This is a genomic window from Achromobacter sp. Root83, from assembly GCF_001428845.1.
GTDB lineage: Bacteria > Pseudomonadota > Gammaproteobacteria > Burkholderiales > Burkholderiaceae_B > Achromobacter.
Genome location: NZ_LMIU01000001.1, coordinates 392,664 through 417,596 on the forward strand (window position 1 = coordinate 392,664; position 24,933 = coordinate 417,596).

At 66.7% G+C, this 24,933-nt stretch carries 25 protein-coding genes; 11 read left to right on the forward strand and 14 right to left on the reverse strand.

The window, feature by feature from the left end; translation table 11 throughout:
• Positions 1-98: 98 nt before the first annotated feature.
• The gene (locus tag ASE30_RS01760; RefSeq protein WP_006220318.1) at positions 99-818 is read left to right on the forward strand and encodes an SDR family oxidoreductase; all 720 of its coding nucleotides are present in this window, start codon (positions 99-101) and stop codon (positions 816-818) included.
• Positions 819-872: 54 nt separating this feature from the next.
• On the opposite strand, the gene hpaI is transcribed toward ASE30_RS01760, so the two are convergent.
• The 3 genes from hpaI to ASE30_RS01775 all read right to left on the reverse strand — a co-directional run bounded on the left by hpaI (position 873) and on the right by ASE30_RS01775 (position 2,957).
• Positions 873-1,673, reverse strand: a complete 801-nt coding sequence (hpaI, locus tag ASE30_RS01765; RefSeq protein WP_057282541.1) for a 4-hydroxy-2-oxoheptanedioate aldolase — start codon at positions 1,671-1,673, stop codon at positions 873-875.
• 72 nt (positions 1,674-1,745) lie between these two features.
• The gene (gene hpaR / locus ASE30_RS01770) at positions 1,746-2,204 is read right to left on the reverse strand and encodes a homoprotocatechuate degradation operon regulator HpaR (RefSeq protein ID WP_057282542.1); all 459 of its coding nucleotides are present in this window, start codon (positions 2,202-2,204) and stop codon (positions 1,746-1,748) included.
• Between the two features lie 117 nt (positions 2,205-2,321).
• Entirely contained in the window at positions 2,322-2,957 is a 636-nt protein-coding gene (locus tag ASE30_RS01775; RefSeq protein ID WP_057282543.1) for a hypothetical protein, read from the reverse strand.
• A gap of 435 nt (positions 2,958-3,392) precedes the next feature.
• On the opposite strand from ASE30_RS01775, the gene radA reads away from it, so the two are divergent.
• The 3 genes from radA (at position 3,393) to ASE30_RS01790 (ending at position 6,078) form a co-directional block, all read left to right on the forward strand.
• Positions 3,393-4,754 carry a DNA repair protein RadA gene (gene radA, locus ASE30_RS01780; RefSeq protein WP_057282544.1) on the forward strand — a complete coding sequence of 454 codons (1,362 nt, stop codon included), beginning with the start codon at positions 3,393-3,395 and terminating at the stop codon, positions 4,752-4,754.
• A gap of 98 nt (positions 4,755-4,852) precedes the next feature.
• On the forward strand, positions 4,853-5,632 hold the full coding sequence (locus ASE30_RS01785) for a sulfite exporter TauE/SafE family protein (RefSeq protein WP_057282545.1): 780 nt from the start codon (positions 4,853-4,855) through the stop codon (positions 5,630-5,632).
• A 206-nt stretch (positions 5,633-5,838) separates the two neighbouring features.
• Positions 5,839-6,078 (forward strand): hypothetical protein, encoded by a 240-nt coding sequence (locus ASE30_RS01790; protein ID WP_057282546.1) that lies wholly within the window; start codon positions 5,839-5,841, stop codon positions 6,076-6,078.
• Positions 6,079-6,284: 206 nt separating this feature from the next.
• Here the strand turns inward: ASE30_RS01790 and ASE30_RS01795 are convergent, their stop codons facing one another.
• From ASE30_RS01795 to ASE30_RS01805, 3 genes are all read right to left on the reverse strand, one after another.
• Complete coding sequence (locus ASE30_RS01795) at positions 6,285-7,241, reverse strand: 2-hydroxyacid dehydrogenase (RefSeq protein WP_057282547.1); 957 nt, start codon at positions 7,239-7,241, stop codon at positions 6,285-6,287.
• A 90-nt stretch (positions 7,242-7,331) separates the two neighbouring features.
• Entirely contained in the window at positions 7,332-8,303 is a 972-nt protein-coding gene (locus tag ASE30_RS01800; RefSeq protein WP_057282548.1) for a tripartite tricarboxylate transporter substrate binding protein, read from the reverse strand.
• Between the two features lie 74 nt (positions 8,304-8,377).
• Positions 8,378-9,379, reverse strand: a complete 1,002-nt coding sequence (locus ASE30_RS01805; RefSeq protein ID WP_057283217.1) for a tripartite tricarboxylate transporter substrate binding protein — start codon at positions 9,377-9,379, stop codon at positions 8,378-8,380.
• A 223-nt stretch (positions 9,380-9,602) separates the two neighbouring features.
• Here ASE30_RS01805 and ASE30_RS01810 point away from each other — a divergent pair, with 223 nt between their 5' ends.
• The 6 genes from ASE30_RS01810 to garL all read left to right on the forward strand — a co-directional run bounded on the left by ASE30_RS01810 (position 9,603) and on the right by garL (position 16,332).
• Entirely contained in the window at positions 9,603-10,532 is a 930-nt protein-coding gene (locus ASE30_RS01810) for a dihydrodipicolinate synthase family protein (protein WP_057282549.1), read from the forward strand.
• Between the two features lie 133 nt (positions 10,533-10,665).
• Positions 10,666-11,439 (forward strand): FadR/GntR family transcriptional regulator, encoded by a 774-nt coding sequence (locus ASE30_RS01815; RefSeq protein ID WP_156407506.1) that lies wholly within the window; start codon positions 10,666-10,668, stop codon positions 11,437-11,439.
• A 50-nt stretch (positions 11,440-11,489) separates the two neighbouring features.
• Positions 11,490-12,602 carry an Ldh family oxidoreductase gene (locus tag ASE30_RS01820; RefSeq protein WP_057282550.1) on the forward strand — a complete coding sequence of 371 codons (1,113 nt, stop codon included), beginning with the start codon at positions 11,490-11,492 and terminating at the stop codon, positions 12,600-12,602.
• An 85-nt stretch (positions 12,603-12,687) separates the two neighbouring features.
• Entirely contained in the window at positions 12,688-14,433 is a 1,746-nt protein-coding gene (gene araD / locus ASE30_RS01825) for an L-arabinonate dehydratase (RefSeq protein WP_057282551.1), read from the forward strand.
• A gap of 47 nt (positions 14,434-14,480) precedes the next feature.
• Positions 14,481-15,482 carry a tripartite tricarboxylate transporter substrate binding protein gene (locus tag ASE30_RS01830; protein WP_082601416.1) on the forward strand — a complete coding sequence of 334 codons (1,002 nt, stop codon included), beginning with the start codon at positions 14,481-14,483 and terminating at the stop codon, positions 15,480-15,482.
• A gap of 82 nt (positions 15,483-15,564) precedes the next feature.
• A complete protein-coding gene (gene garL, locus ASE30_RS01835) occupies positions 15,565-16,332 on the forward strand; it encodes a 2-dehydro-3-deoxyglucarate aldolase (protein WP_057282552.1) in 768 nt (255 codons plus the stop codon).
• Between the two features lie 46 nt (positions 16,333-16,378).
• Here garL and lysA read toward each other — a convergent pair whose 3' ends face one another.
• The gene (gene lysA / locus ASE30_RS01840; protein ID WP_057283220.1) at positions 16,379-17,611 is read right to left on the reverse strand and encodes a diaminopimelate decarboxylase; all 1,233 of its coding nucleotides are present in this window, start codon (positions 17,609-17,611) and stop codon (positions 16,379-16,381) included.
• A 111-nt stretch (positions 17,612-17,722) separates the two neighbouring features.
• Between lysA and ASE30_RS01845 the strand changes: the two genes are divergently transcribed.
• On the forward strand, positions 17,723-18,637 hold the full coding sequence (locus ASE30_RS01845) for a LysR family transcriptional regulator (protein WP_057283221.1): 915 nt from the start codon (positions 17,723-17,725) through the stop codon (positions 18,635-18,637).
• Positions 18,638-18,813: 176 nt separating this feature from the next.
• Here the strand turns inward: ASE30_RS01845 and rpsT are convergent, their stop codons facing one another.
• The 7 genes from rpsT to ASE30_RS01880 all read right to left on the reverse strand — a co-directional run bounded on the left by rpsT (position 18,814) and on the right by ASE30_RS01880 (position 24,926).
• Entirely contained in the window at positions 18,814-19,077 is a 264-nt protein-coding gene (rpsT, locus tag ASE30_RS01850; RefSeq protein ID WP_025135824.1) for a 30S ribosomal protein S20, read from the reverse strand.
• A 274-nt stretch (positions 19,078-19,351) separates the two neighbouring features.
• A complete protein-coding gene (locus ASE30_RS01855) occupies positions 19,352-20,314 on the reverse strand; it encodes a FecR domain-containing protein (protein WP_057282553.1) in 963 nt (320 codons plus the stop codon).
• A 193-nt stretch (positions 20,315-20,507) separates the two neighbouring features.
• Positions 20,508-22,067 carry a murein biosynthesis integral membrane protein MurJ gene (murJ, locus tag ASE30_RS01860; protein ID WP_057282554.1) on the reverse strand — a complete coding sequence of 520 codons (1,560 nt, stop codon included), beginning with the start codon at positions 22,065-22,067 and terminating at the stop codon, positions 20,508-20,510.
• A gap of 247 nt (positions 22,068-22,314) precedes the next feature.
• The gene (locus ASE30_RS01865) at positions 22,315-23,073 is read right to left on the reverse strand and encodes a 3-hydroxyacyl-CoA dehydrogenase (protein ID WP_057282555.1); all 759 of its coding nucleotides are present in this window, start codon (positions 23,071-23,073) and stop codon (positions 22,315-22,317) included.
• 147 nt (positions 23,074-23,220) lie between these two features.
• Positions 23,221-23,877 carry an adenylate kinase gene (gene adk, locus ASE30_RS01870; RefSeq protein ID WP_057282556.1) on the reverse strand — a complete coding sequence of 219 codons (657 nt, stop codon included), beginning with the start codon at positions 23,875-23,877 and terminating at the stop codon, positions 23,221-23,223.
• A 91-nt stretch (positions 23,878-23,968) separates the two neighbouring features.
• Positions 23,969-24,733: a 3-deoxy-manno-octulosonate cytidylyltransferase gene (gene kdsB / locus ASE30_RS01875; protein ID WP_057282557.1), complete on the reverse strand. Its 765-nt coding sequence runs from the start codon at positions 24,731-24,733 to the stop codon at positions 23,969-23,971.
• Positions 24,734-24,743: 10 nt separating this feature from the next.
• A complete protein-coding gene (locus ASE30_RS01880; protein WP_057282558.1) occupies positions 24,744-24,926 on the reverse strand; it encodes a Trm112 family protein in 183 nt (60 codons plus the stop codon).
• Between the last annotated feature and the right edge of the window lie 7 nt (positions 24,927-24,933).

The window sequence follows — 24,933 nt, forward strand, 5'->3', positions numbered from 1 at the left end:
TTTACAAGACAGGGGACACCCGGATGGTGTCTACTGGGGGAACCGGGCGCTCAAGCGCCCGTTTTTGACCAAGAAAACAGACTGCGAGGTTTCGATCCATGAAGGACAAATGCGTGCTCATCACGGGCGCCACCAAAGGCATCGGCTGGGCGCTTACTCAGCGGCTGTCCGACATGGGCTGTCACGTCGTGGGCATTGCCCGCAACACGACCGATGTGGATTTTCCCGGCTATCTGTACGCCTGTGACCTGGCGGACGCCGGCCGCACCGAAGAAGTCCTGCGCGAAATCCGCGACAAATTCCCGGTCGACGCCGTCGTCAACAATGTCGGCATCGCCTCGCCGCAACCGCTCGGCGAGATCGACCTGGCCACGCTGTATAACGTGCTGGACCTGAACGTGCGCGTGGCGGTGCAGGTCACGCAGGCCTTCATCGAATCCATGAAAGTGCGCCGCGCCGGCCGCATCGTCAACGTCGTCAGCCGCGCCATTCACGGCGGCCTGGACCGTACCGCCTATTCGGCCGCCAAGAGCGCGCTGGTGGGCTGCACGCGCACGTGGGCGCTGGAGCTTGCCGAATACGGCGTCACCGCCAACGCGGTCGCGCCCGGCCCGATCGAAACCGAAATGTTCCGCGCCACTCGGCCCGCGGGCAGCGAAGGCGAAAAACGCGCGCTGGCGTCGGTCCCCATGAAGCGCCTGGGCACGCCGGCCGAAGTGGCCGCCGCCATCGCCTTCCTGCTGTCCGACGACGCGGGCTTCATCACCGGCCAGGTGCTGGGCGTGGACGGCGGTGGCAGCGTCGCCGGGCGTTCGTAGGCCCGACGTTGCGCCTCATCCAGAACGCACCTTCGGGTGCGTTTTTTTTTGCTGTCAGTACGGACCCTTGGCCGCCTCGACCGCCTTCAGGTCCTTGAACTCGCCCGCCAGGCTTTCCGCCGCGCGCGCCAGCAGCACGGCGTCCACGCCCACGGCGACGAAGGTCGCGCCCAGCGCCAGGTAGTGTTTGGCCTGCGCCACGCCGCCGTGCAGGATGCCGGCGGCCTTGCCCGAACGCACGATGCGGGTGATGGCGGCGTCGATGGTCTTCAAGACCGCCGGGTGGTCCGGCTGTCCCAGGTATCCCATGCTTGCCGACAGATCTGCCGGGCCAATGAAGACGCCGTCCACGCCGTCCACCGCCAGGATCTCGTCCAGTGCCTCCACGCCTTGCGGAGTTTCGATCTGCACCAGCACGCACATCTCGCCGTTGGCGCGTTCCAGGTAGTTCGGGATGCGGTTCCAGCGCGACGAACGCGCCAGCGCGCTACCCACGCCGCGCATGCCTTGCGGCGGATAGCGCACGGACGCCACCGCGGCGGCGGCTTCCTGGGCGGACTGGATCATGGGCACCAGCAGCGTCTGCGCGCCGGTGTCCAGGATCTGCTTGATCTGGACCGGGTCGTTCCAGGCCGGCCGCACCACCGGCGCCACCGGGTAGGCTGCCACGGACTGCAGTTGGGCCAGGGTGGAGTCCAGCGTGTTGGGGGCGTGCTCGCCGTCGATCAGCAGCCAGTCGAAGCCGGCGCCGGCAAGGATTTCCGAGGTATAGGCGCTGGCCAGGCCGGCCCACAGGCCGATCTGGGGTTTGCCGTCGCGCAAGGCTTGCTTGAAGGTATTGGTCAGGATGTCCATGGACTGCGGGCCGATTGGATGAAATGACAGTGGGCGGAACCTGGCCTGCATGGCGTGGCCATGCGATCCAGGCTAGGTGGATTCGTGCGGCCCGGGAGCGTCGCGCCGGATCAGATCGGCCATGGCGTCCACGTCGCGGTACAGGCGGTCCAGCAACTCCTTGCCGATCTTGTCTTCGATTTCCTGGTACTTCGCATCCACCAGGGGGCGCATGCGGTCGATGAGCTTGTTGCTCTTGGCCGTCAGGGAAATTTCCTGGCGCCGCTGATCGGCATTGGAGCGCGCGCGCTTGATCAAGCCCTGCTCTTCCATGCCGGCCAGCATGCGGGTGAGGCTGGGGCTCAGGATCTGGCAACGGCGGGCGATCTGGTTGGGTTCCATGGCGCCCGCTTCGCTCAAGGTGCGCAACACCCGCCATTGCTGCTCGCTGACGCCGGCCGCGTGCAAAATCGGACGGAAATGCGCCATCAGGGTTTCGCGCGCGTATAGCAGCAGGTGGGGAAGATTGCGGTGGTTGAAGCTCGGACTCATGGCGGCAATGTTAGCAAGAAGCCATCCGAAAACTGACCAGATTTACTGCGCGGCCGGCCGTCGTAACCGTTGTATGAACGGCCACGGCGGGGGCCTGTTTTGGGGCCGGATCGGCGGTCACGCCGGATTCTGCCGGGCCAGTTCCTGCAGGTCGTCAGGCAGGGCGAAGTCAGGCGCGCCCTGCTGCAATTGGCGCAACGCCTGCACGGCTTCTTCTTCGCGGTCGTTCACGATCAAGGCCCGGATCTGGGCCACGCTGGCCTCGATGTCTTGTTCGGTGAAGGCCACGGGCGCAGCGGGGGCGGCAGGTTCGGCCTGCGCGCTGTCGGCGGCGGCCGCTTCCGGGGCGGCGGGACTTTCCGCCGTGGCGGGAGAGGGCGGGCTTGGAGCGGGTTCGGCCTGGGGCGCGACGACGCGCTGCATGACCGGCGCGGCCGGCTGAGGCTCCGCAACAACGGGTTGCGGCGCGGGAGCGCGTGCCGGTGAGGCGTCGGATTCTTGCGGGGCGATCAACTGCGTGTTGAGGTCGGGCAGGTCGTCGGCTTCGCGCATGTCGGTCCAGGCGAAGAGGCCCGCCACCATCACCGCGCATGCGGCCGCGCCCCACCCGGGGTGCCAGCTATGGCCAGGGTGCCAGCGCCGCCGCACCGCCGCGTCCAGTTCGGGACTGGTCCCGGGGCCGGGCTTGCGATACAGGGCGCGCAGATCCCGTTCGTCGTCTTCATCGTAAGGGGGGCGATAGGTAATGCTCATGCGCGTACTCCTCGCGCATACGCCTAGTGGCCGGGCGTATGGCGTTTGACCTCTGCGTGCGCCGCGCCGGTGGTCCGGCGATCTCGTCGTGGCTCGGGTCTTGTTCCGGTGTAGGCGGCCTCGTGGAAGGCCGCAAGTTGATTGCGCCGCGATTTCCGCTGCCGCGCCCCGGGGGGCGGCTTGGCTTGAGAATGCCGTCCTGGACTGGACGGTTCGACAATGCGCTGCACCTTTCGATTATGCGCGATTTGAAAAGATCCGGCAGGAAATTTCTTGTGTTTGCATCATGTAACTTCGGGCCGTCCCTTTTTGTGAAAGCAAAATGACAGCGGGCCGCGCCGATGCGGTGCGCACTGGATTCAACGCGGGCTGAAAAACGCGCGCTGCCGCGGCCGCCCCGCGCCGCCGCGCCGGGTTGCCGGTACACTTTCGCGCATGGCCAAATCCCGAACCGTATACGTGTGCGCCGACTGCGGCGGCACTACCCCGAAGTGGCAGGGCAAATGCCCGCATTGCAACGCCTGGAACACCCTGGAAGAAACGGTGGAATCGTCGACGCCCGCCGCGTCGGCCCACCGCTATGCGCCCCTGGCCTCCACCAGCCCCGTGCGCAGCCTGTCCGAGATCGAGGCCCGCGAAACGCCGCGCCAGCCCACCGGACTCGAAGAGTTCGACCGTGTGCTGGGCGGCGGCCTGGTCGCCGGCGCGGTGGTGCTCATCGGCGGTGATCCCGGCATCGGCAAGTCGACGCTGCTGCTGCAGGCGCTGGCCTCGCTTTCCGAAACCTCCAACGTGCTGTATGTGACCGGCGAGGAATCCGCCGAGCAGGTGGCGCTGCGCGCGCGCCGGCTGGGCTTGCAGACGGGCAATGTCAATCTGCTGGCGGAAATCCGGCTGGAAGCCATCCAGTCCGCGGTGTCGGAGCAAAAGCCCACCGTTGCCGTCATCGACTCGATCCAGACCCTCTACAGCGGCGAACTCAGCGCCGCGCCAGGTTCGGTGTCGCAGGTGCGCGAATGCGCGGCGCAACTGACGCGCCTGGCCAAGCAGACCGGCATCGCCATCGTCATGATCGGCCACGTCACGAAGGACGGCGCGCTGGCCGGCCCGCGCGTGCTGGAGCACATCGTGGACACGGTGCTGTACTTCGAAGGCGATACGCATTCGTCCTTCCGGCTGGTGCGCGCCTTCAAGAACCGGTTCGGCGCGGTCAATGAGCTTGGCGTCTTCGCCATGACGGACCGGGGCCTGCGCGGCGTGGCCAATCCGTCCGCCTTGTTCCTGTCGCAACACGAGCAGCAGGTGGCGGGCTCGTGCGTGATGGCTACCCAGGAAGGCACGCGTCCGCTGCTGGTCGAGATCCAGGCGCTGGTGGACAGTTCCCACGCGCCCAACCCGCGCCGCCTGACGGTGGGGCTGGAAGGCAACCGCCTGGCCATGCTGCTGGCGGTGCTGCACCGGCACGCGGGGGTGTCCACATTCGACCAGGACGTTTTCGTCAATGCGGTGGGCGGCGTGCGCATCACGGAGCCCGCGGCCGACTTGCCGGTCCTGCTGGCCATCATGTCCTCGTTGCGCGACAAGCCTTTGCCGCGCGGGCTGATCGCCTTCGGCGAAGTCGGCCTGGCCGGCGAGATCCGGCCCGCGCCGCGCGGTCAGGAGCGTCTGCGCGAAGCCGCCAAGCTGGGATTCTCGATCGCCTTGATCCCCAAGGCCAACGCGCCGCGCCAGCCTATCGAGGGGCTGGAAATCTGGGCCGTGGACCGCTTGGACGGCGCGCTGGACAAGCTGCGCTGATTCCTCGGATCCGCCACGCACCGGCCGCAAGCGACGGCCTTTCTTCTTCACTTTCTGATTGCCCGGTCTGAATCCGGCCGGGCCTGCTGGAGCAAGACGTGAGTCTGTATGTTATCGCCGCGTGCCTGGCTGCGGGCGGCCTGATCGGCTTCATGGGCGGCGTGCTGGGCATCGGGGGCGGCCTGATCGCCATCCCCGCGCTGGTCCTCTTGATGGGCATGTCGCAACAGTTGGCGCAAGGCACCGCGCTCATCATGGTCCTGCCCACCATCATGATGGCCGTTCGCAAGTACAACCAGCAGACGCGCATCGACAGGCGCGTCGCCCTGGCGGGCGCGGGCGGCGCCGTGGTGTTCACGTGGGTGGGCGCGCGGCTCGCGCTGGGCATCGATTCCAGCGTCCTGCGCCAGAGCTTCGCGGTGTTCCTGTTCTTCATCGCGCTGTTCTATGTATGGCAGACATGGCGCGCATCCCGGCCGGCAGCGCGGCGTGCGCAGGCGCCCAAGCGCGACGCGCCCGTCTTCACGCCGCGCCGGGCCAGCGTGCTGGGCATCCTGTGCGGGACGCTTGGCGGCTTCTTCGGCGTGGGCGGCGCGGTGCTGGCCGTGCCCATCATCACCTCGGTCTTCCGGCTTCCGCAGACCACTGCGCAGGCGCTGGCGTTGAGCATGGTGATACCGGGGTCCACCATCGCGTTGATCACCTACACCTGGGCTGGCCAGGCGAACTGGATGGTCGGCGCGCCGCTGGCCATCGGCAGCCTCTTGCTCGTGCCTGTCGGCGTGCGGCTTGCGTACCGGCTTCCTGAACGAAAGCTGAGAGCCTGCTTCGCGCTCATGCTGTTCGCAACGGTGGCGCTGCTCGCTTTCGAGGCCTAGCGCGGGACTCGCCCACGCTCGCCGCGCGGCCAGTGAAAGCGCCGTGAAAGCCTGCTTCATGACCAGGCGTTAGCGGCGGAAAATATATGGTTCCGCGTTGAACCTTCTTGCGGAGAGGGCTTCAAACGGGGTACGGGCCAAGCGGCGATGTTGCCGCCCCGTATCGGAAGAAGGCCATTGGCCTTCACCATCCAGGAGTTCATGAAATGACGACTCACTCCCGTATTGCTGCATTCTTATCCACTTCGGCCTTGTGCCTTGGTCTTGCCGCGGCGCCGTCTGCGTTCGCGGCCGGCGCCGATGCCAACGCCAAGTCGGGCGAGACCAAGTCCCAGGCGCAGCACAAGCATCACAAGTCCGACAAGACGTCCGCCAAGCATGGGACGGAAAAGTCGGGTGGAGCCGCGAAGATGCACTCGTCCGGCGCCACGACGCCGGCGAAGTAATCGCGACGGGCGGCAACGCTCAAGTTCCTTTGCGCAAGAAGACTTCCGGTTCCCGCGGGGCGGAAAGTCGAAAGCCTCTCGGTATGGGCGCCGAGAGGCTTTTCTTTTTGTGGCGCACGGCTTGTGGCGCACGGCTTGTGGCGCACGGCCTGTGGCGCGCGGCCTGTGGCGCGCGGCCGCTTTCGCGGCCGCGGAGCGCATCCGCCTTATTCCACCGGTGTGACCACGCGGCCGGTCTCGAAAAATGCCTGCAGGTTTTCGAACATCATGTTTTCCATCGCCAGGCGCGTTTCTTCCGTGGCGCTGCCGATGTGCGGCAACAGCACGGCGTTGTCGCTCTTGACCAGGGCTTCGGGCACCTTGGGCTCGTGTTCGAACACGTCGAGCGCGGCGCAGCCCAGCTTGCCGGCTTCCAGCGCGGCGACCAGCGCCGTTTCATCGATGACGGGGCCGCGCGCGATGTTGACGATGATGCCCTTGGGGCCCAGCGCTTCCAGCACTTCGCGGTTCACCAGATGGCGCGTGCTGGGGCCGCCGACGGTGGCCACGATGAGGAAATCGGCCCACTTGGCCAGCTCCGTGAGCGACGCCTCGTAGCCGTAGGCGATGTCGTCGCGCTTTCTGCGGTTGTGATAGCGCACTTCCATGTCGAAACCCGTGCCGCGCTTGGCGATGGCTTCGCCGATGCGGCCCAGGCCCACGATGCCCAGCTTCTTGCCGCTGACGCGCAGGCCCAGCGGGATGCTGCCATGCACCTGGCCCCATTGGCCGGCCCGGACGAAGCGTTCGCCCTGGCCCATGCGGCGGGCGCCGGCGATCAGCAGGCCCCAGGCCAGATCGGCGACGCAGTCGGTCAACACGTCCGGCGTGTTGCTGACCAGCACGTTGCGCTGACGGGCGGCTTCGACGTCGATGGTTTCGTACCCCACGCCCCAACTGCAAATGGCCTTCAGGTCGGGCAGGGCGTTGATGAGCTCTGCGCTGGCGCCGAAGTTGGCCGACGTGACGACGGCGGTGACGCCCTTGCCGTGCTCTGCCAGCGCAGCCTTGCGGTCCGGATACTTCCACAGTTCGACGACGTCGTAGCCGTCTGCAAGACGCTTGTTGGCGGTGGGGGAGCCGGCCAGCGAGCCGACCTGGATGATGCGTTGCTTGGTGGTCATGTTGTCGTACGGTTGGGTGGCGAAGCGTTCATGCTACTTGATCAGGCTTGATTCCGGATGAGGGGATGCCACGGGCATCCCCCCTCTGGCTTATTCAAGCTGGATGTTTGCCTTCTGGATCACGTCCTTCCAGCGCTTGACTTCGGCTTGCTGGAATTCGGTGAACTGCTGGGGGGTGTTCGCGACCACTTCAAAGCCCAGGCCTTGCAGGGTCTTCTCGGTCTGCGGGTCGCGCAAGGCCGTCCGCAAGGCCTTGGCAAGCTGCTCCACGACAGCCGGCGGCGTGCCCTTGGGCACGGCAAAGCCCTGCCAGGAATACACCACCATGTCCTTGATGCCGGCCTCCGTCAGCGTCGGCACGTCGGGCAGATCCGTCGCGCGCGCGTCGCCGGTGATGGCAAGGGCCTTGAGCTTGCCCGCCTTGATGTGGTTCTGCACGGCGCCCAGGTTCTGGAACGACACGTTGACCTGCCCGCCGAGCAGGTCGGCGATCGCGGCGCCGCCTCCCTTGTAGGGCACGTCCACGCCCGTGCTCTGCGTGCGTTGGCGGAACAGCACGGCAGACAGGTGGTCGGACGACCCGGTGCCCGACGACGCGTACGACACCGTGCCCGGGTTCTTCTTCGCGTAGGCGACCAGTTCGGCGACGGTGCTGGCGGGAAAGCTGGTTGCCGCCACGAGCACATTGGGATTGCGCACGGCCTGCGTCAGGTACGCGAAGTCCTTGCTCGGGTTGTAGGCCAGATTCTTGTAGAGCGCCTCGTTGATGGCGAAGGTGCCGATCGAGCCGACCATCATGGTGTAGCCGTCGGGCGTGGAGCGGGCCAGCGCCTGGGCGCCGATGGCGCTGTTGGCGCCGGGCTTGTTCTCGACCACGAAGGTCTGGCCCAGAAGCTTCGACAGCGCTGGCGTGACCGAACGCGCGGTGATGTCGGACGAGCCGCCCGGGACGAAGGGCACGATCATGGTGACGGGTTTTTCGGGGTAGCCGGCGGCCTGTGCCGCCGGCGCGCCAAGCACAATGGCGCCCGCCGCGACGGCGGCGCTGATCAGTTTGTTCATGGAGTCTCCTGGTTCGCGTGATGATGAAGAGCCCGCCGCTCACGCGTTGCGGGCGGGCCCGGATCAACGCCGGGTCAGTCGACCTTGGCGCCGGATTTCTTTACGACCTCGGCCCACTTGACGGTTTCCTGAGCCATGAACTGTTTGAATTGGGTGGGGGTGTTGCCCGATGGCGTGGCGCCCTGGGCCTGCAGCTGGGCGCGCACGGGCTCCTGCTGCAAGGCGGCGGCCACGTCGCGCTGGATCTTCTGAACGATTTCCGGCGGCGTGCCCGCCGGGGCCAGCAGGCCGAACCAGCTCGACGCGTCATAACCCTTGACGCCGGCCTCGGCCAGCGTGGGGACGTCGGGCAGGGCGGGCGAACGGTTGGCGGTGGTGACGGCCAAGGGGCGCAGCTTGCCGCCCTTGATGAAGCCCATGGACGAGGGCAGGTTGTCGAAGATCAGGTCGGCCGACCCCGCCATCACGTCGGTCAGCGCGGGACTGCTGCCCTTGTAGGGCACGTGCGTCATGCGCGTGCCTGTCATGCTCTGGAACAGCTCGCCCGACAGGTGCGTGGAAGTGCCGTTGCCGGTGGACGCCATGTTGACGCTGCCAGGGTTGGCCTTCAGGTACTTGATCAGGTCCGCCACCGTGCGGATGCCGTGCTTGTCGGCGAACTTGGGGTTCAGCTCCAGGATGTTGGGCACCGGGATGACCAGGGTGACAGGCACGAAGTCCTTGACCGGGTCGTAGGGCAGCTTGGCGTAGACGGACTGATTGATGGCGTGCGTGCTGACCGTGCCCATCAGCAGGGTGTAGCCATCGGCCGTGGCGCGCGCGGCTTCCGCCGTGCCGACGTTGCCGCCGGCGCCCGCCTTGTTGTCCACCACCACGGGCTTGTTCCAGCTCTTGCCCAGTTCGGCCGCCACCACGCGCGCGGCGATGTCGGCGGTGCCGCCGGCGGGGAAGGGCACGATGATCTTCACGTCGCGTTCCGGGTAGTCCGCCAGGGCCGGCGCGGCCGGCAGAAGAAAGGCGGTGGCCGTCAGCAGGGCGGCCGCGATGAATCGGCCTCTCGCAGGGGCTGCATGCATGGAATTCGTCTCCTCGGTGTGCGCGTGGCCGCGCATCGTTTCTGGGGGTATTCCGCTCCCGGCGCCGCCGGGAGTTTTGACGCCGCATGACGCCCCGGGCGCCCTGCGTGTGTGCTGCCGATCTACTTGTAAAACAAATATAGGTATTGAGGTTGTGCTTGTCAACCAAGTATACTTTTTTCACCCTACTTATTTGACAACTGGATCAGCCAGGAGCCCGTCCATGAAAACTTCTCCGGTCACCGCCCAGGACCTGCAGCGTTCGGTCATCGCCGTGCCGCCCCTGGCCCGCCATGCCGACCTTTCCTTGAATGTAGCGGCCAACCAGGCCCTGCTCGGCCATCTGGAAGCGGGCGGCGTGCGCAACGTGATGTATGGCGGCAATGCCAACTTCTACAACGTGGGCGTCAGCGAGTACGCGCGCATCGTGGACATGCTGGCCGAACTGGCGGGCGCGGACACGTGGATCCTGCCGTCCGTGGGGCCCGACTACGGAAAGATGATGGACCAGGCCGCGATCCTGCGGTCGCGCGCTTTCCCCACGGCGATGCTGCTGCCCATGGCCTTCCCGTATACCGACGCCGGCCTTGCCGACGGCGTGCGCCGCTTCACGGACGCGCTGGCCAAGCCGGCCGTCGTCTACATCAAATCGGCCGACTACCTGGCGCCGGAGACGGCGGCGCGCCTGGTCGAAGAGGGCCGCATCGCCGCCTTCAAATACGCGGTCGTCCGCGACGATTTCTCTCGGGATGCCTACCTGTCGGCCATGCTGCAAGCCGTGGATTCGCGCTGGATCGTCAGCGGTATCGGCGAACGTCCGGCCATCGTCCACTATCGCGACTTTGGCTTGAAGAGCTTCACCTCGGGTTCGGTCTGCGTGGCGCCGCGCGGTTCGATGCAACTGCTGCATCTGCTGCGGGACGGCCGCTACGATGAAGCCGAAGCCGTGCGCGAACACTATATGGGCCTGGAAGACTGCCGCGACAGCATCAGCCCCATCCGCGTGCTGCACGATGCGGTTACCTTGTCCGGCGTGGCGGACATGGGACCGATGCTGCCGCTGCTGACGGGCATCTCCAGCGCCGAACGCGAGCGCGTGGCGCCCGTGGCGCGTGCGTTGGCCGCCTGGGACCGCGAGGCCGCGACGGCGTGAGCGTTTGCGCAATGGCCGGGCCGTGCTGCCTTCGCCGCGCATTGACGTTACGATGAGCGCTCTGCGCGCGTCGCGGACAGTGTCATAGGGCCTGTCCGCGGCGCGCGAACAGGCCCTATCCCCAGGAGGTTCCGTGGCCCGACCCAAAGCATCGCCCCCGCCCGCGCCATCCGCGCCCGCCGCGCCGGAGGTTTCGGGCGCGCCGGTGCTGGAACGCGGGCATCGGGTGCGGCTGGCGGACCAGCTTTACGGGCAGATCTTCGAACAGATCGTGTCCGGCGGACTGAACGTCGGCGACAAGCTGCCGTCCGAAAATGAAATATCCGAACGCTTTGGCGTATCGCGCCCCGTCGTGCGCGAAGCGCTATTGCGCCTGCGCGCCGACGGCCTCATCACGGCGCACCAGGGCCTGGGCACCTTCGTCAGCCATCAGCCGGCGCCCCGCCTGAAGACCTTCAATGACGTGCAGAACGTCAGCGCCTATCTGCGGGCCCAAGAGGTCCGCGTCGCGCTCGAAGGCGATGCGGCGCGCCTGGCGGCCCTGCGCCGCACCGACGAACAGCTCAACAAGATCACCGAGGCGCATGCGGCGTTCGCCGACACCCTGGCCCGCGGTCAGGTGTCCGCCGAAGCGGACCTGGCCTTTCACGCCAGCATCGCGGAGGCGAGCGGCAACGATTTCTACCTGGGCGTGCTTGAGAGCATCCACGAATCGATCAGCGGCTTCATGCGCCTTACCTTGAATCTGACGCGCACCGGTTCCCGGCAGCGCGCGCAACGCGTGGTCGATGAACACGCCACCATCCTGGACGCCATCCGCGAACAGGACGGCGAACGCGCCCGCGTCGCCATGCAATTCCATCTGGGCCAGGCCCGGCACCGGCTGGTGGATCGCGACCGCGACTGACGCCCGTTCCTGGCCCGCCACGAAAAACCAAGGACTACAGGAGACAAACAGTGCGAGGGAATGGATCAATTGCGGCGGCCGTGCCGGTGGAGCAGGTGCAGGAACAGATACTGCAGGTGCTGATGGCGTGGGGCATGGCCGAGGACCTGGCGCTCACCACCGCGGGCCTGATGGCGCGGACGGACCTGCTGGGCATCGATTCGCATGGCATTTCCATGCTGCCCGCCTACGAAGAAAAGTGGCGCGCGGGCTCGCTGCGCCTCGATGCCCGCGCCCGCGTGGTGCGCGACGGCGGCGCCAGCGCGCTGATAGATGGCATGGGCGGGCTGGGCTATCCCGTGGCCGCGCAGGCCATGCACCTGGCGGTCGACAAGGCCCTGGAACACGGCGTGGGCGCGGTGTCGGTCTGCAACTCCCATCACTTCGGGGCGGCTGGCGTGTATGCGCGCATCGCGGTCGAACGCGGCGTGGTCGGACTGGCGACCAGCAGCGCCAACGGCGTCATCATGGTGCCCACGCGCGGCGCCATGCCCATGCTGGGCACCAACCCCATCGCCTTCGGCGCGCCCGCGGCCTATAACGAACCCTTTGTGCTGGACATGGCGACCACCACTGTCGCGGCCAACAAGGTCAAGGTGTACGACTTCCTGGACAAGCCCTTGCCGCCGGGATGGGCGGTGGACGGGCGGGGCGGCGCGGTCACGGATGCGGGCGCCGCCATGGAATTCATTTTCAAGCACCCCGAAGGCGGCCTGACGCCGTTGGGCGGCACGCCTTCCATGAGCAGCCACAAGGGTTACGGCCTGGCGATGATGGCGCAGATTCTGGGCGGCACGCTCAGCGGCAGCGCCTTTGCCGCGCGGCGCGCGTCGACCCGCCGTCCGGGCGAGCCGGACGACGTGGGGCATTTCTTCCTGGCGCTCAACCCCGACGCCTTCCGTGCGGCCGGCTCGTTCGAGTCCGACATGGACGACATGATCGACGCCCTGCACGACACGCCGCCCGCGGATCCGGCCGAGCCGGTGCTGGTGGCTGGTGAGCCCGAAGCCGCCGAACGCGCGCGCCGGCTAGGCCAGGGCATTCCCATTTCCGCGGCCCTGGCCGAGCGCCTGCGCGGCATCTGCGAGCGCGCCGGCACACCGTATCTGCTGGACCCCGCCTGAATCCCCATTCCGATCACGGGCCTGTGCATGGCTGTCTTCAGCGTGAACCGGCCCTAACCCCGCCAAAGAGCAGAGGATGCGAGACATGAGCAATTCCGACAAGCGCAAGAAGCCCGAAGACCTGCGCAGCCACCGCTGGTACGGCGTCAAGGACCTGCGGTCCTTCGGTCATCGTTCGCGCACGGCGCAGATGGGCTATCACCGGTCGGACTACGCCGGCAAACCAGTCATCGCCATCATCAATACCTGGAGCGACATCAACCCCTGTCACAGCCATTTCAAGCAGCGGGTCGAAGAGGTCAAGCGCGGTATCTGGCAGGCGGGCGGCTTTCCGGTGGAAATGCCCGCCATGAGCCTGTCCGAACCGTTCCAGAAGCCCACGACCATGCTCTACCGCAACCTCCTCGCGATGGAAACGGAAGAACTGCTGCGTTCCTATCCCGCCGACGGCTGCGTGCTCATGGGCGGTTGCGACAAGACGACTCCGGCGCTCATCATGGGCGCCGTGTCGATGGACCTGCCCACGATCTTCGTGCCCGCCGGCCCCATGCTGCGCGGCAACTGGAACGGCAACACGCTGGGCTCCGGCTCCGACACATGGAAGTACTGGGCGGAGCTGCGGGCCGGCAATATCACCGAGGAAGACTGGCAGGGCGTGGAGGACGGCATTGCCCGGTCTCCGGGGCACTGCATGACGATGGGCACGGCGTCCACCATGACGGGCGCGGTCGAGGCCCTGGGCCTGTGCTTGTCGGGGGCGTCGTCCATCCCCGCGCCGGACTCGCGCCATGCCCAGATGGCCAGCCTGACGGGCAAGCGCATCGTGGAAATGGTCTGGGAGGATCTGAAGCCGTCCGACCTGCTTACCGCCGCCTCCTACGACAACGCCGTGCGCACGGTGCTTGCCCTGTCGGGGTCGACGAACTCGGTGGTGCATCTGATCGCCATGGCGCGGCGCAGCGGCTTCGCGCTGGACCTGGACCGCTTCGATCACCTGGCGCGCACCACGCCGGTGCTGGCCAATCTGCGCCCGGCGGGCAAGTACCTGATGGAAGATTTCTATTACGCCGGGGGCCTGCGCGCAATGCTGGTGCAGTTGGGCAGCCTGCTGGACACCGGGCAGCGCACGGTGGACGGGCGCACGCTGGGCGAGAACATCGCCGGCGCGCGCATCTTCAACGAGGACGTGATCCGGCCGCGCGCGCAGGCGCTGATCGAATGCGACGGGCTGGCGGTCCTGCGCGGCAACCTGGCGCCGGACGGCGCGGTGATCAAGCCGCCCGCCATGGAAGCACGACTGCAGGTTCACACAGGACGCGCCGTGGTCTTCAAGGACTACAACGACATGGCGGCGCGCATCGACGACCCGGACCTGGATGTGGATGCCGACAGCGTCATCGTCCTGCAGAACGCCGGGCCGCAAGGCGCGCCCGGCATGCCGGAGTGGGGCCAGTTGCCCATTCCGCAGAAGCTGCTGAAGGAAGGCGTGCGCGACATGGTGCGGATATCGGATGCGCGCATGAGCGGCACCAGCTATGGCGCATGCGTGCTGCACGTCGCGCCGGAGGCCTACGTGGGCGGTCCGCTGGCGCTGGTTAAGGACGGCGACCGAATCACGCTCGACGTCCCCGCGCGCCGTCTCGAACTGCTGATCTCGGACGCCGAGCTGGCCGAACGCCGCGCCGCCTGGCAGACACCGCCGCCGCGTTTCGAGCGCGGGTATGGCGTGCTGTACCTGAAGCACATCGGCCAGGCGGACACGGGCTGTGATTTCGATTTTCTTCAGAGCGAGACGCGCGCCACGGCCGCGGGCGAGCCTGAAATCCACTGACCCGGATACCGGGCGCCATACTTAAAAAAACCAACGAGGAGACAACCATGCAACACGATAAGCAATCTGCGCGCAGACGCCTGACCGTCCTGGCCGCGGCGGCAATAGGGGCGATGGCGATGTTGCCGGGCAGCCTGATGGCGCAGACCGGAACGTGGCCCGCCAAGCAATTGAAGCTGGTCGTGCCGTTCCCCGCGGGCGGCAGCACCGATTCCGTGGGCCGCCTGCTGGCCGCGGAGCTGTCCAAGGAACTGGGCCAGACCGTCGTCGTCGAGAACAAGGGCGGCGCCAACGGCAACATCGGCTCGGACGCCGTGGCCAAGGCCGAGCCTGACGGCTACACGCTGCTGCTGTCGGGCGTCGGGTCCAACGCGGTCAGCTACGCGGTCTACCAGAACATGCCGTACCGCAACAGCGACTTCTCCCATATCTCGCTGCTGGCCACCGGGCCCAACGTGCTGGTGGCCAACACGGAGTTTCCCGGCAAGACGTTCGCGGACTTCATCAAGCTCGCGCGCGAGAATCCCGGCAAATACACGCACGCCAGTTCCGGCAGCGGCTCGTCGGGCCACCTCGCCATGGAGATGCTGAAGCAGGACGCCAAGATCGATCTGGTCCACGTGCCCTACAAAGGTGGCGCGGCGGCCATCACGGACCTGATCGGAGGACGCGTTGCGGTGCTGTTCCTCAACCAGGACGCGCTGCTGCCGCAGGTCGCCTCCGGCAAGGTGCGCGCGCTGGCGGTGGCCAGCGCCAAGCGCAATCCGGCCTATCCCGACACGCCGACGGTGGCCGAGTCGGGCTATCCGGGCTTCTCCGCGGAGTCGTGGTTCGGCCTGTCCGCGCCCGCGAAGACGCCGCCCGCCGTGATCCAGCGCCTGAACCAGGCGACGGTGAAGGCGTTGTCCTCGCCCGACGTCCGGCAGAAGCTGGAAAGCGTGGGCTTCGTGGTGGTGGGCGACGATCCCAAGTCGTTCTCGGCGTTCGTCGATGCCGAGATCGCCAAGTGGAGCAAGGCGGCCAAGGCCTCCGGCGCCAAGCTGGACTGAACCTGGCGTCCGGCGCCCCGGCGGGTGCCGGACATCCGCATCGACGCGCACTGTTTTTGTTTTTCCTTACTAGAAGGCGGCAATGAACTCACCTCTACCCAACCGTTTCCGGCAACGCATCCTGGCCCGCGAACGGCTCATCGGATTCTGGATGTGCATGTCCAGCCACATCACCGCCGAGCTCGTCGGGCTGGCGGACTTCGATTGGCTGCTTCTGGACGGCGAGCACTCGCCCAACGAGGTGCCGATGTTCCTGCAGCAGCTCCAGGCCCTGCAGGGCAGCGCCAGCGCCGCGGTGGGCCGTCCATCGTGGAACGATCCGGTCCAGATCAAGCGCCTGCTGGACATAGGCTTCTACAACCTGCTGATCCCCTTCATCGAATCCGAGGCGGATGCGCGCCTGGCGGTGGCCGCCACGCGCTACCCGCCGCAGGGTATCCGGGGCGTGGCCGGCGCGCAGCGCAGCAACCGCTACGGCACGGTGCCGGATTACCTGCAGACGATCAACGACAACATCTGCGTGCTGCTGCAGATCGAAAGCCGCCCGGGGATCGAGGCGGTGGACGAGATTGCCTCGGTCGAAGGCGTGGACGGGGTGTTCATCGGACCGTCCGACCTGGCCGCGGCCCTGGGCCACATCGGCAATCCGGGCCATCCCGAGGTCCAGGAAACCATCCGCCACCTGCATCAGCGCGTGTCGGCCCAAGGCAAGGCCGTGGGCATCCTCGCGCCCGTGCATGCGGACGCGCGCCGCTACCTGGATATGGGCATGCACTTCGTGGCGGTGGGCACCGACCTGGGCGTGTTCAAGCAGGCCACCTTCGCGTTGCGCGAGGCCTTTCCCACCTGAAGCGGCAAGCGTGCAATGGCGCCCGGCAAACGCCGGGCACCATTGCCTAGCCTTCCAGCGCGAGCAGGTCGCCGACGGTCTGGCGGCGGCGGATCAGGCGGGCTTCGCCCTTGTCCAGCAGGACTTCCGGGGCCAGCGGGCGGGTGTTGTAGTTGGATGACATCGACGAGCCGTAAGCGCCTGCATTGTGAAAGACCATGAAGTCGCCGATGCGCGGCTGCGGCAGCAACTGATCGGACATGACGCCGCCTTCGTTCTGGGTGAACACGTCGCCGGACTCGCACAGCGGGCCGGCCACGGCGATGCGTGTTTCGGGCGCGTCCGGCGCCGCTGACCCGTCCGGCGCGTGCACCGAGATGCGGTGAAAGCTGCCGTACATGGCCGGGCGCATCAGGTCATTGAAGCCCGCGTCGACCAGCGCGAAGTCACGCTCGGGGCGCCGGTTGATCGAATGCACTTCCGCGACCAGCACGCCGGACTCGGCGACCAGGAAGCGGCCCGGTTCGATTTCCAGGCGGACATCGTGGCCCAGATACTGTGCGATGCGCTTGCGTGCCGCATCCCACTGTTCGAAGTAGTGATCGCAGTCGATGCGCGGTTCGCCTTCACGGTAGGGAATCGACAGCCCGCCGCCCGCCGAGATGGCCTCGATGTCGTGGTCCAGCGATTTCACCACGCTGACCATGGCGTCGCACACGCTGGACAGATGGCCGTAGTCGACGCCGGAGCCGATGTGCATGTGTACGCCGACCAGCTTGAGCCCATGGCGGCGCACGATGGACACCGCCTCGGCCACATCGTCGATCCATATTCCGTGCTTGCTTTGCGGGCCGCCCGTATTGGTCTTGTTGCTGTGGCCATGGCCAAAACCCGGGTTGATGCGCAGCCACACCCGATGGCCTGGGGAGGTCTGGCCGATACGCGACAGCATGTCCAGCGAACCTGCATTTACGGTGATGTGGTGCTTGAGCACGGTGGCAAGCGTGGCGTGGTCGATCAGGTCCGCGGTGAAGACGATGCCTTCGGGCTCGCTGCGCGGCTCGAAGCCGGCGGCCAGGCTGCGTTCGATCTCTCCCAATGACACCGCGTCGACGACCGCGCCTTCCGAGCGCATCAGGCGCAGGATGTGCACGTTGGAGCAGGCCTTCTGAGCGTAGCGGATGGTGTCGAAGCGGCGCAGTTGCGCGATGCGTTCGCGGATGGTGGCGGCGTCGTACACCCATAGCGGCGTGCCGTGCTCGACGGCGAGTTGGGTGAGTTGGCGCGGATCGAATGCCATGGCGTGCTGGACCTTGTTGAATGAAGCGAAGGCGGGATGATGCCTGGGATGGGCTATCCAGTAAAATGCTTTGATGTTGAAGATCGATTCATTTCTGATATGGAATGCGCCATGCTGACGCATCGGCATATCGAGGTGTTCCGCGCGGTGATGATCGCCGGCAGCGTGACGAAGGCGGCCGACCTGCTCAGCACCTCCCAGCCGACGGTCAGCCGCGAGCTTGCGCGCATGGAGCAGTCCATCGGTTTCGCGCTGTTCGAACGGATAGCAGGGCGCCTGCGGCCCACCGTGCCGGCGCTGGCGCTGTTTGAAGAGGTGCGGCAGTCTTATGCCGGGCTGGAACGCGTGGCGTCGGCCGCGGCGCGTCTGCGGGCGTTCCGGGGCGGGCAGCTATCGGTGATCGCGCTGCCGGCGTTCTCCCATTCCATCCTGCCCGATGCCTTCCAGCGGTTTCACGGCCGGCATGCCGGGGTGAGTCTGTCGGTGGAAACGCAGGAATCGCCTTTGCTCGAGGAATGGCTGACCGCGCAGCGCTACGACCTGGGCCTGACCGAACACGACTCGGTGCCGGCCGGCACGCGGGTCGAATTGTTGCTGCAGGTGGACGAGGTATGCGTGTTGCCGGATGGCCATCCGTTGCTGGCGCGGCCGGCGATCGGCCTCGCTGACTTCGACGGACAGGCGTTCATCAGTCTTTCGTCCAGCGATCCCTACCGGATCCAGATCGATGAGGCATTTGGCGAAGCCGGGGTGCTGCGGCGGTCCATCGTTGAAACGCCCACCGCGGTGTCCGTCTGCACCTTCGTGCGGCAGGGGTTGGGCGTGGCGATCGTCAATCCGCTGACCGCGCTGGACTTTGCCGGCCGTGGATTGCATATTCGCCCCTTGACGCGCTCGTTCCCGTTTCGGGTCAATGTCGTGTTTCCCGAACATCGGCCCGGCAACCCGTTGGTGGACGCATTCATGGCGTCGCTGCGCGAGGCCGCAAGCGCCATCAAGGAAGGGCTCGCCGCCCGGCAGGGTTAGTGCGCGACGCCGCAGTCACGCCACCGCAGTCACGCCATCGCAGTTCACGCCACCGCAGTTCACGCCAAATTAATCCGCACCGTAACCCGAGCAGGCAACAAAAAAGGATGCCCGGGGGCATCCTTCTTCATTTGCCGTATTCGTGACGCCCCAAAAAGCAGGGGCGGCAGAATGGCTTAGGCCAGCGCCTTGATGGCGGCAGCCAGGCGGCTCTTGTGACGAGCGGCCTTGTTCTTGTGGATGATGTTCTTGTCAGCCACGCGATCGATCACGCTGGAGGCCTTCTGGAACACGTCGCCAGCCGCAGCCTTGTCGCCAGCGGCGATGGATTGGCGAACGCGCTTGATGGCGGTGCGCAGCATCGAGCGCAGGCTGGAATTGTGCTTGTTGCGCTCAACGGATTGGCGAGCGCGCTTGCGGGCTTGGGCGGTATTGGCCATGTTGCTATATAAGTTGAATTCGGCAAAGTCGAACATTGTAGCAAGTCCCTAAGGGATTGCAAGCTTTTAATGTCGCTTCAACCGATGGAGCGCCCGTCAACCGGGCGGGGGGCGCTGATGGGATGAATCCCAGGGTTGGAGAACCCTTGCGGGTGGTCCTCATGGGTTGGTCATGAAAGCCCTGAGGAAAACCCGCGGCGCCTACTGGATAAAAACACCGTAATGAGTATACAACGGAAGCGCCCCCGGGATACAGCCGATATCGCCTTCGTTGTCAGGTGGCGACGCTGATCGACACGAACCAGGGGGTGAAACGGCGCACGTGGATGGGCATCTGCTCTTGCAGGCTGTCCAGCGCCGCGTCGGTGTCGTCGAGCGGAAAGTGGCCCGATACCGGCAAACCGCCCGCGGCCATCGACACGCGCAGCGAACCGCTGCGGTAGGGGCGCAAAGCGGCGATCACTTCGGCCAGCGGACGGCCCCGGGCGTCGACCCAGCCGGATTCCCATGCGGCTTCGGCCATCAGTTCGGCACGCGGCGTATCCATGCGGGCGTTGTCGAAACGCGCGCCGGTCCCGGCGCGGATGGTGCCGTGTGCGCCTGACATGGTTTCCACTTCGACTTCGTGTTCGTGCACCGCTACCACGGTACGCTGGGCCTGCTGGCGCACCATGTAGCGCGTGCCCAGGGCGCGGACCGTGCCTTGCGCGGTCTGGACGAGGAACGGGCGGCGCGCGTCGGGTGCGACCGACACCGTGACGGCGCCGTCCAGCAGCCGCACCTGGCGATACGCCGGGGTGAAGTCCAGGTTGACGCGGCTGCGCGCGTCCAGCAGCAGTTGGCTGCCGTCGGACAGGAGGTAGCGGCGGCGTTCGCCCGTGGCCGTGGCGGCGTCGGCGGCCACGTTGTTCAGCGGGTAGAAGGCGTTGCCGACATAAGCCGCAAAGGCGCTGGTTCCGACGAGCGCAAGCGAGCCGGCCAGGAAACGGCGGCGAGGCGGCACGATGGCCGGCGGAGGAGGGATCAGCGGCTGGGCGGCTTCCCCGGTGGCATACCCCGCGGGGTAGGCGTCACCGAGCCGGCCGAACGTCGACCCTGCCAGTGTGCCCGTCAGTTGTTGCCAGGCATTTTCATGGACAGGGTCGGCAGCTCGCCACGCCAGGAAGTCGTTGTAGTCCTGCGCGGTTGCCTTGCCGGAGCGCAGCAACAGCAGCCAATTGATCACCTGGTCCGCCATGGGTTGTCCTTGGGCGTACTTCACTTCATGTTCCCGCGAGTGTGTGTGCGGGGGTCCTTTCGATGGCAATTTTTAAATCATAAAGGTTTTTTACTAAAGATTACGGCCAACTTATCAGTTCTTGACGAATTTAATGCATAAAGCCGGCGCAAAGGCCGGCTTTTGGACGGTAATGTAGCCTGAAAAGCTGAAATTACCGCGTTGGGCGTCGCCCAAAGTCCCTGGGGCGAAACCCAAATAGTAACAACATTCCGAAGTAGACCACGCCGCTGGCGGCCAGGACGCCGGCCAGCAGGGCGGCCCGCTGGCCCGCATGGGCTTGCAGCATCAGCCAGTCTATCCGCCCGTCCGCATACCAAAGCAGCGCGGCAAGCCCCGCCAGGGCGGGCAGCAGCCGGAGCGTGAATTTGGCCCAGCCCGGTCCAGGCTGGTAAAGGCCACGCCGGCGCAGGCCGATCAGCAGCGCCAGCGCGTTCAGGCAGGCGCCCAGGCCGATGGCCAGCGCCAGGCCCGCGTGCGCCATCACCGGTACCAGCACTACGTTCAGGAGCTGGGTCAGGATCAGCACGCCGATGGCGATTTTCACGGGCGTGCGGATGTCCTGCTTGGCGTAAAAGCCGGGGGCCAGGATCTTCACGGCCAGCAGGCCGATCAGGCCGGCGGAATACGAGATGACGGCCAGCCGCGTCTGCAACACGTCCTGGTCGCCGAAGGCGCCATAGTGAAACAGGGTGGCGACCAGGCCGTCCGACAGCAGCGCCAGGCCGACGGCCGCGGGCAGGCCCAGCAGCAGCACCAGCCGCAAGCCCCAGTCCAGCAGTGCGCTGTAGCCGCCGTGGTCATCGCGCGCGTGGGCGGCCGACAGGCTCGGCAACAGGACGGTGCCCAGGGCCACGCCCAGCAGCGCGGTCGGGAATTCCATCAGGCGGTCGGCGAACGACAGCCAGGTCACGCTGCCGGGGGCCAGCCACGTGGCGATGTTGGTGTTGATCAGCAGCGAAATCTGCGCGACGGATACGCCCAGCGTGGCCGGCGCCATCTGCTTGAGGATGCGCTGCACCGTAGGGTCGGTCCAGGCCTGGCGAAAACGGAAGGAGAAGCGGGGTGTCAGGCCCAGCCGCGCCAAGGCAATCCACTGCACCGCCAGTTGCAGCACGCCGCCGATCATGACGCCGATGGCCAGCGCATAGACCGGCACATCCATGCGCGGCGCGAGCCAGATGCAGGCGGCGATCATCGACAGGTTGAGCAGCACCGGCGTGAAGGCCGGAACCGCAAAGCGCCGCCAGGTATTGAGCACGCCGGATGCAAAGGCGATCAGGGACATGCAAAGGATGTAGGGGAACATCATCCGCGTCATCCAGACGGCCGCGCCGAATTCGGTATCGCGGGCCGCGCCGCGCAGGCCGCTGGCCATGGCGGAGACCACCCAGGGCGCTGCCGCGATGCCGATCAATGTGATCAGCATCAGTGCGGCGGTCAGCAGCAGGGCGACGCGGTCAAGCAGCGTGCGGACTTCTTCTTCGGAACGGTTGTTGCGCGCGGCCCCCAGGATGGGCACGAACGCCTGAGCGAATGCGCCTTCGGCGAACAGGCGGCGCAACAGGTTCGGGATGCGGAAAGCGACCCAGAAGGCGTCGGTAATGGGGCCGGCGCCAAAGGCGCGGGCCACCAGGATGTCGCGGATCAGGCCGGAAATACGGGACAGCAAGGTAAAGCTGCTGACCGTGGCCGCCGAACGGAACAGGCTCATGGATGACTACTAAAAAGAAGGGCCACGGACGCGCCACTAAAAAAGCCCCCGGAAGGGGGCTGCGCCACTGCGTACGCCGCGTCCCGAAGGAATGCCCGCCCCAAGGGGAAAAGCGCCCCCTCGGGGGGCAGCAAGCGTGCGAAGCGCGCGCGGCGTGGGGGCATATTTTCCCCGCCGGGCCGCCCCAAGGGGAAAAGCGCCCCCTCGTGGGGCAGCAAGCGTGCGAAGCGCGCGCGGCGTGGGGGCATTATTTAGGTGGCATGCGGATGGCGCCGTCCAGGCGGATGGTCTCGCCGTTGAGCATGTCGTTCGTGATGATGCTCTGGACCAGTTTGGCGTAGTCTTCCGGTCGGCCGAGGCGGGCGGGGAAGGGAATGCTGGCGGCCAGCGAGTCTTGCACCTCTTGCGGCATGCCGAAGATCATCGGCGTGCCGAAGATGCCCGGGGCGATGGTCATGCATCGGATACCGGTCTTGGCCAGATCGCGCGCGATCGGCAGGGTCATGCCGGCGACGCCCGCCTTGGATGCGGCGTAGGCCGCCTGGCCGATCTGGCCGTCGAAGGCGGCAACCGACGCCGTATTGATCATCACGCCGCGCTCGCCGGTGGACTCGGGGGTGTTCGAGCTCATGGCCTCGGCGGCCAGGCGCATCATGTTGAAGCTGCCGATGAGATTGATCGACACGACCTTCTGGAACAGGTCCAGCGGATGCGGGCCGTTCTTGCCGACGATCTTGGCGGCGGGCGCGACGCCCGCGCAGTTGATCAGGCCAAACAGCGAGCCCAGGTCGCGCGCGGCGGCCACGACGTTCTTGCCGTCGGCTTCCTGCGTCACGTCGCAGTGCACGTAGCGCTGGCCCAATTCCTGGGCAAGGGCTTCGCCCGGCGCGTCCTGCACATCGGCGATGACGACCTTGGCGCCATTTTCCACCAGCATGCGCACCGTGCCTGCACCCAGGCCGGACGCGCCGCCCGTGACGATAAATACCTTGTTCGCGATTTCCATGTGTCTATCACCAGATCAGTTCAAGGGAATGAAAGCGGGGAATGAAAGCGGCGCGGCCGGCGCCGAATGTGACAAGGCCTTCGGGGCGCAGCCGGAACGCCTTGCGTCCGGCCGGCGCCGAAGGCCTGCGGGCCACTGAGGCGCCAATCAGCTCTGGACGGCCTCGAACAGGCGCGACTTGATTTCGTCGACAGCGCCCACGCCCGAGATCTTGCGGTACTTCGGGGCCGCGGCGGCGTCCTGCTGCGCCCAGGTCGAGTAGTAGTCGACCAGCGGACGTGTCTGTTCGCGATACACGGACAGGCGGTGTCGCACGGTTTCCTCGCGGTCGTCGTCGCGCTGGATCAGGTCTTCGCCGGTGACGTCGTCCTTGCCTTCCGCCTTGGGCGGGTTGAAGCGCACGTGGTAGCTGCGGCCGCTGGGCTGGTGCACACGGCGCCCGCTCATGCGTTCGATGATGTCTTCTTCGGGGACGGCGATTTCCACGACGTAGTCCAGCTTGACGCCGGCGCTCTTGAGCGCGTCGGCTTGCGGGATGGTGCGGGGGAAACCGTCGAACAGGTAGCCGCTGGCGCAGTCGGGCTGCTTCAGGCGGTCTTGCACCAGGCCGATGATGATCTCGTCGGAAACCAGGCCGCCGGCGTCCATGACCTTTTTGGCTTCAAGACCCAACGGGGTGCCCGCCTTCACGGCGGCGCGCAACATGTCGCCGGTGGAGATCTGGGGAATGCCAAAGTGCTGCGTTAGAAACGCGGCCTGGGTGCCTTTGCCGGCGCCGGGGGGTCCGAGCAAGATGAGACGCATGAGTGCTCCTGATGGGGTTTATTTTTTGTGATCCGGGGGATTATGCCGCAACGCAGCAGCCAATGCGGGGCCGCGCCATGGGAAATAACCCTTATAACGGTTTGCTGTAGATCAAGCGGACGCGTTCCAGGTCCGCCGGGGTATCGACTCCCGCGGCAGGAGGGGTGGAGGCCCGATGGACGACGATAGCGTGGCCATGCTCCATGGCGCGCAGCTGCTCAAGCGATTCGAACCGTTCCAGCGCGCCTTGCGGCAGGGCCGGGTATCGGCGCAGGAACGACACGCGGTAGGCGTACAGGCCGATGTGGTGCCAGGCGGGCAGGCCATCGGCCAGCACGCGTTCGCCGCCGGCGAGCGCATCGCGGGCCCACGGGATGGGCGCGCGCGAAAAGTAAAGCGCGCGGTCATCCGCCGCGCAGACCAGCTTGACGACGTTGGGGTTGAACAGCGCCTCGGCGTCGGCCAGCGGGCAGGCGCAGGTGGCGATGTCGGCCTGGGGGCAGGCCTGGAGCTTGGCCGCCACGGCGTCGATGAGCGCGGGTTCGATCAGCGGCTCGTCGCCCTGCACGTTCACCACGATGGCGTCGTCGGGCAGTCCTAGCTGCTCTACCGCCTCGGCCAGCCGGTCGGTGCCGGTCGGGTGGTCGGCGCGCGTCATGAGGGCGCGCAGGCCGTGGGCCTCTACCGCTTGCTGGACCCGGATATCGTCGGTGGCCACATAGAGCTGCGACGCGCCGGACTGGGCGGCGCGCTCGGCGGTGCGCACGACCATGGGCTTGCCGGCGATGTCGGCAAGCGGCTTGTCGGGCAGGCGGGTCGAGGCGGTGCGCGCCGGGATGATGGCGATGAAGCTCACGATGCGGCGTTCAGCGGGAAGCGGCGGTGTCGTCCAGCGCGCGGGCTTCCGACTCCAGCATGACCGGTATGCCGTCGCGCAGCGGGAAGGCCAGGCGGTCGGCGCGGCAGACCAGTTCGGCCTGCTGGCGGTCGTGTTCGAGGCGGCCCTTGCACAGGGGGCAGACGAGGATGTCGAGAAGGCGGGATTCCATGACCGGG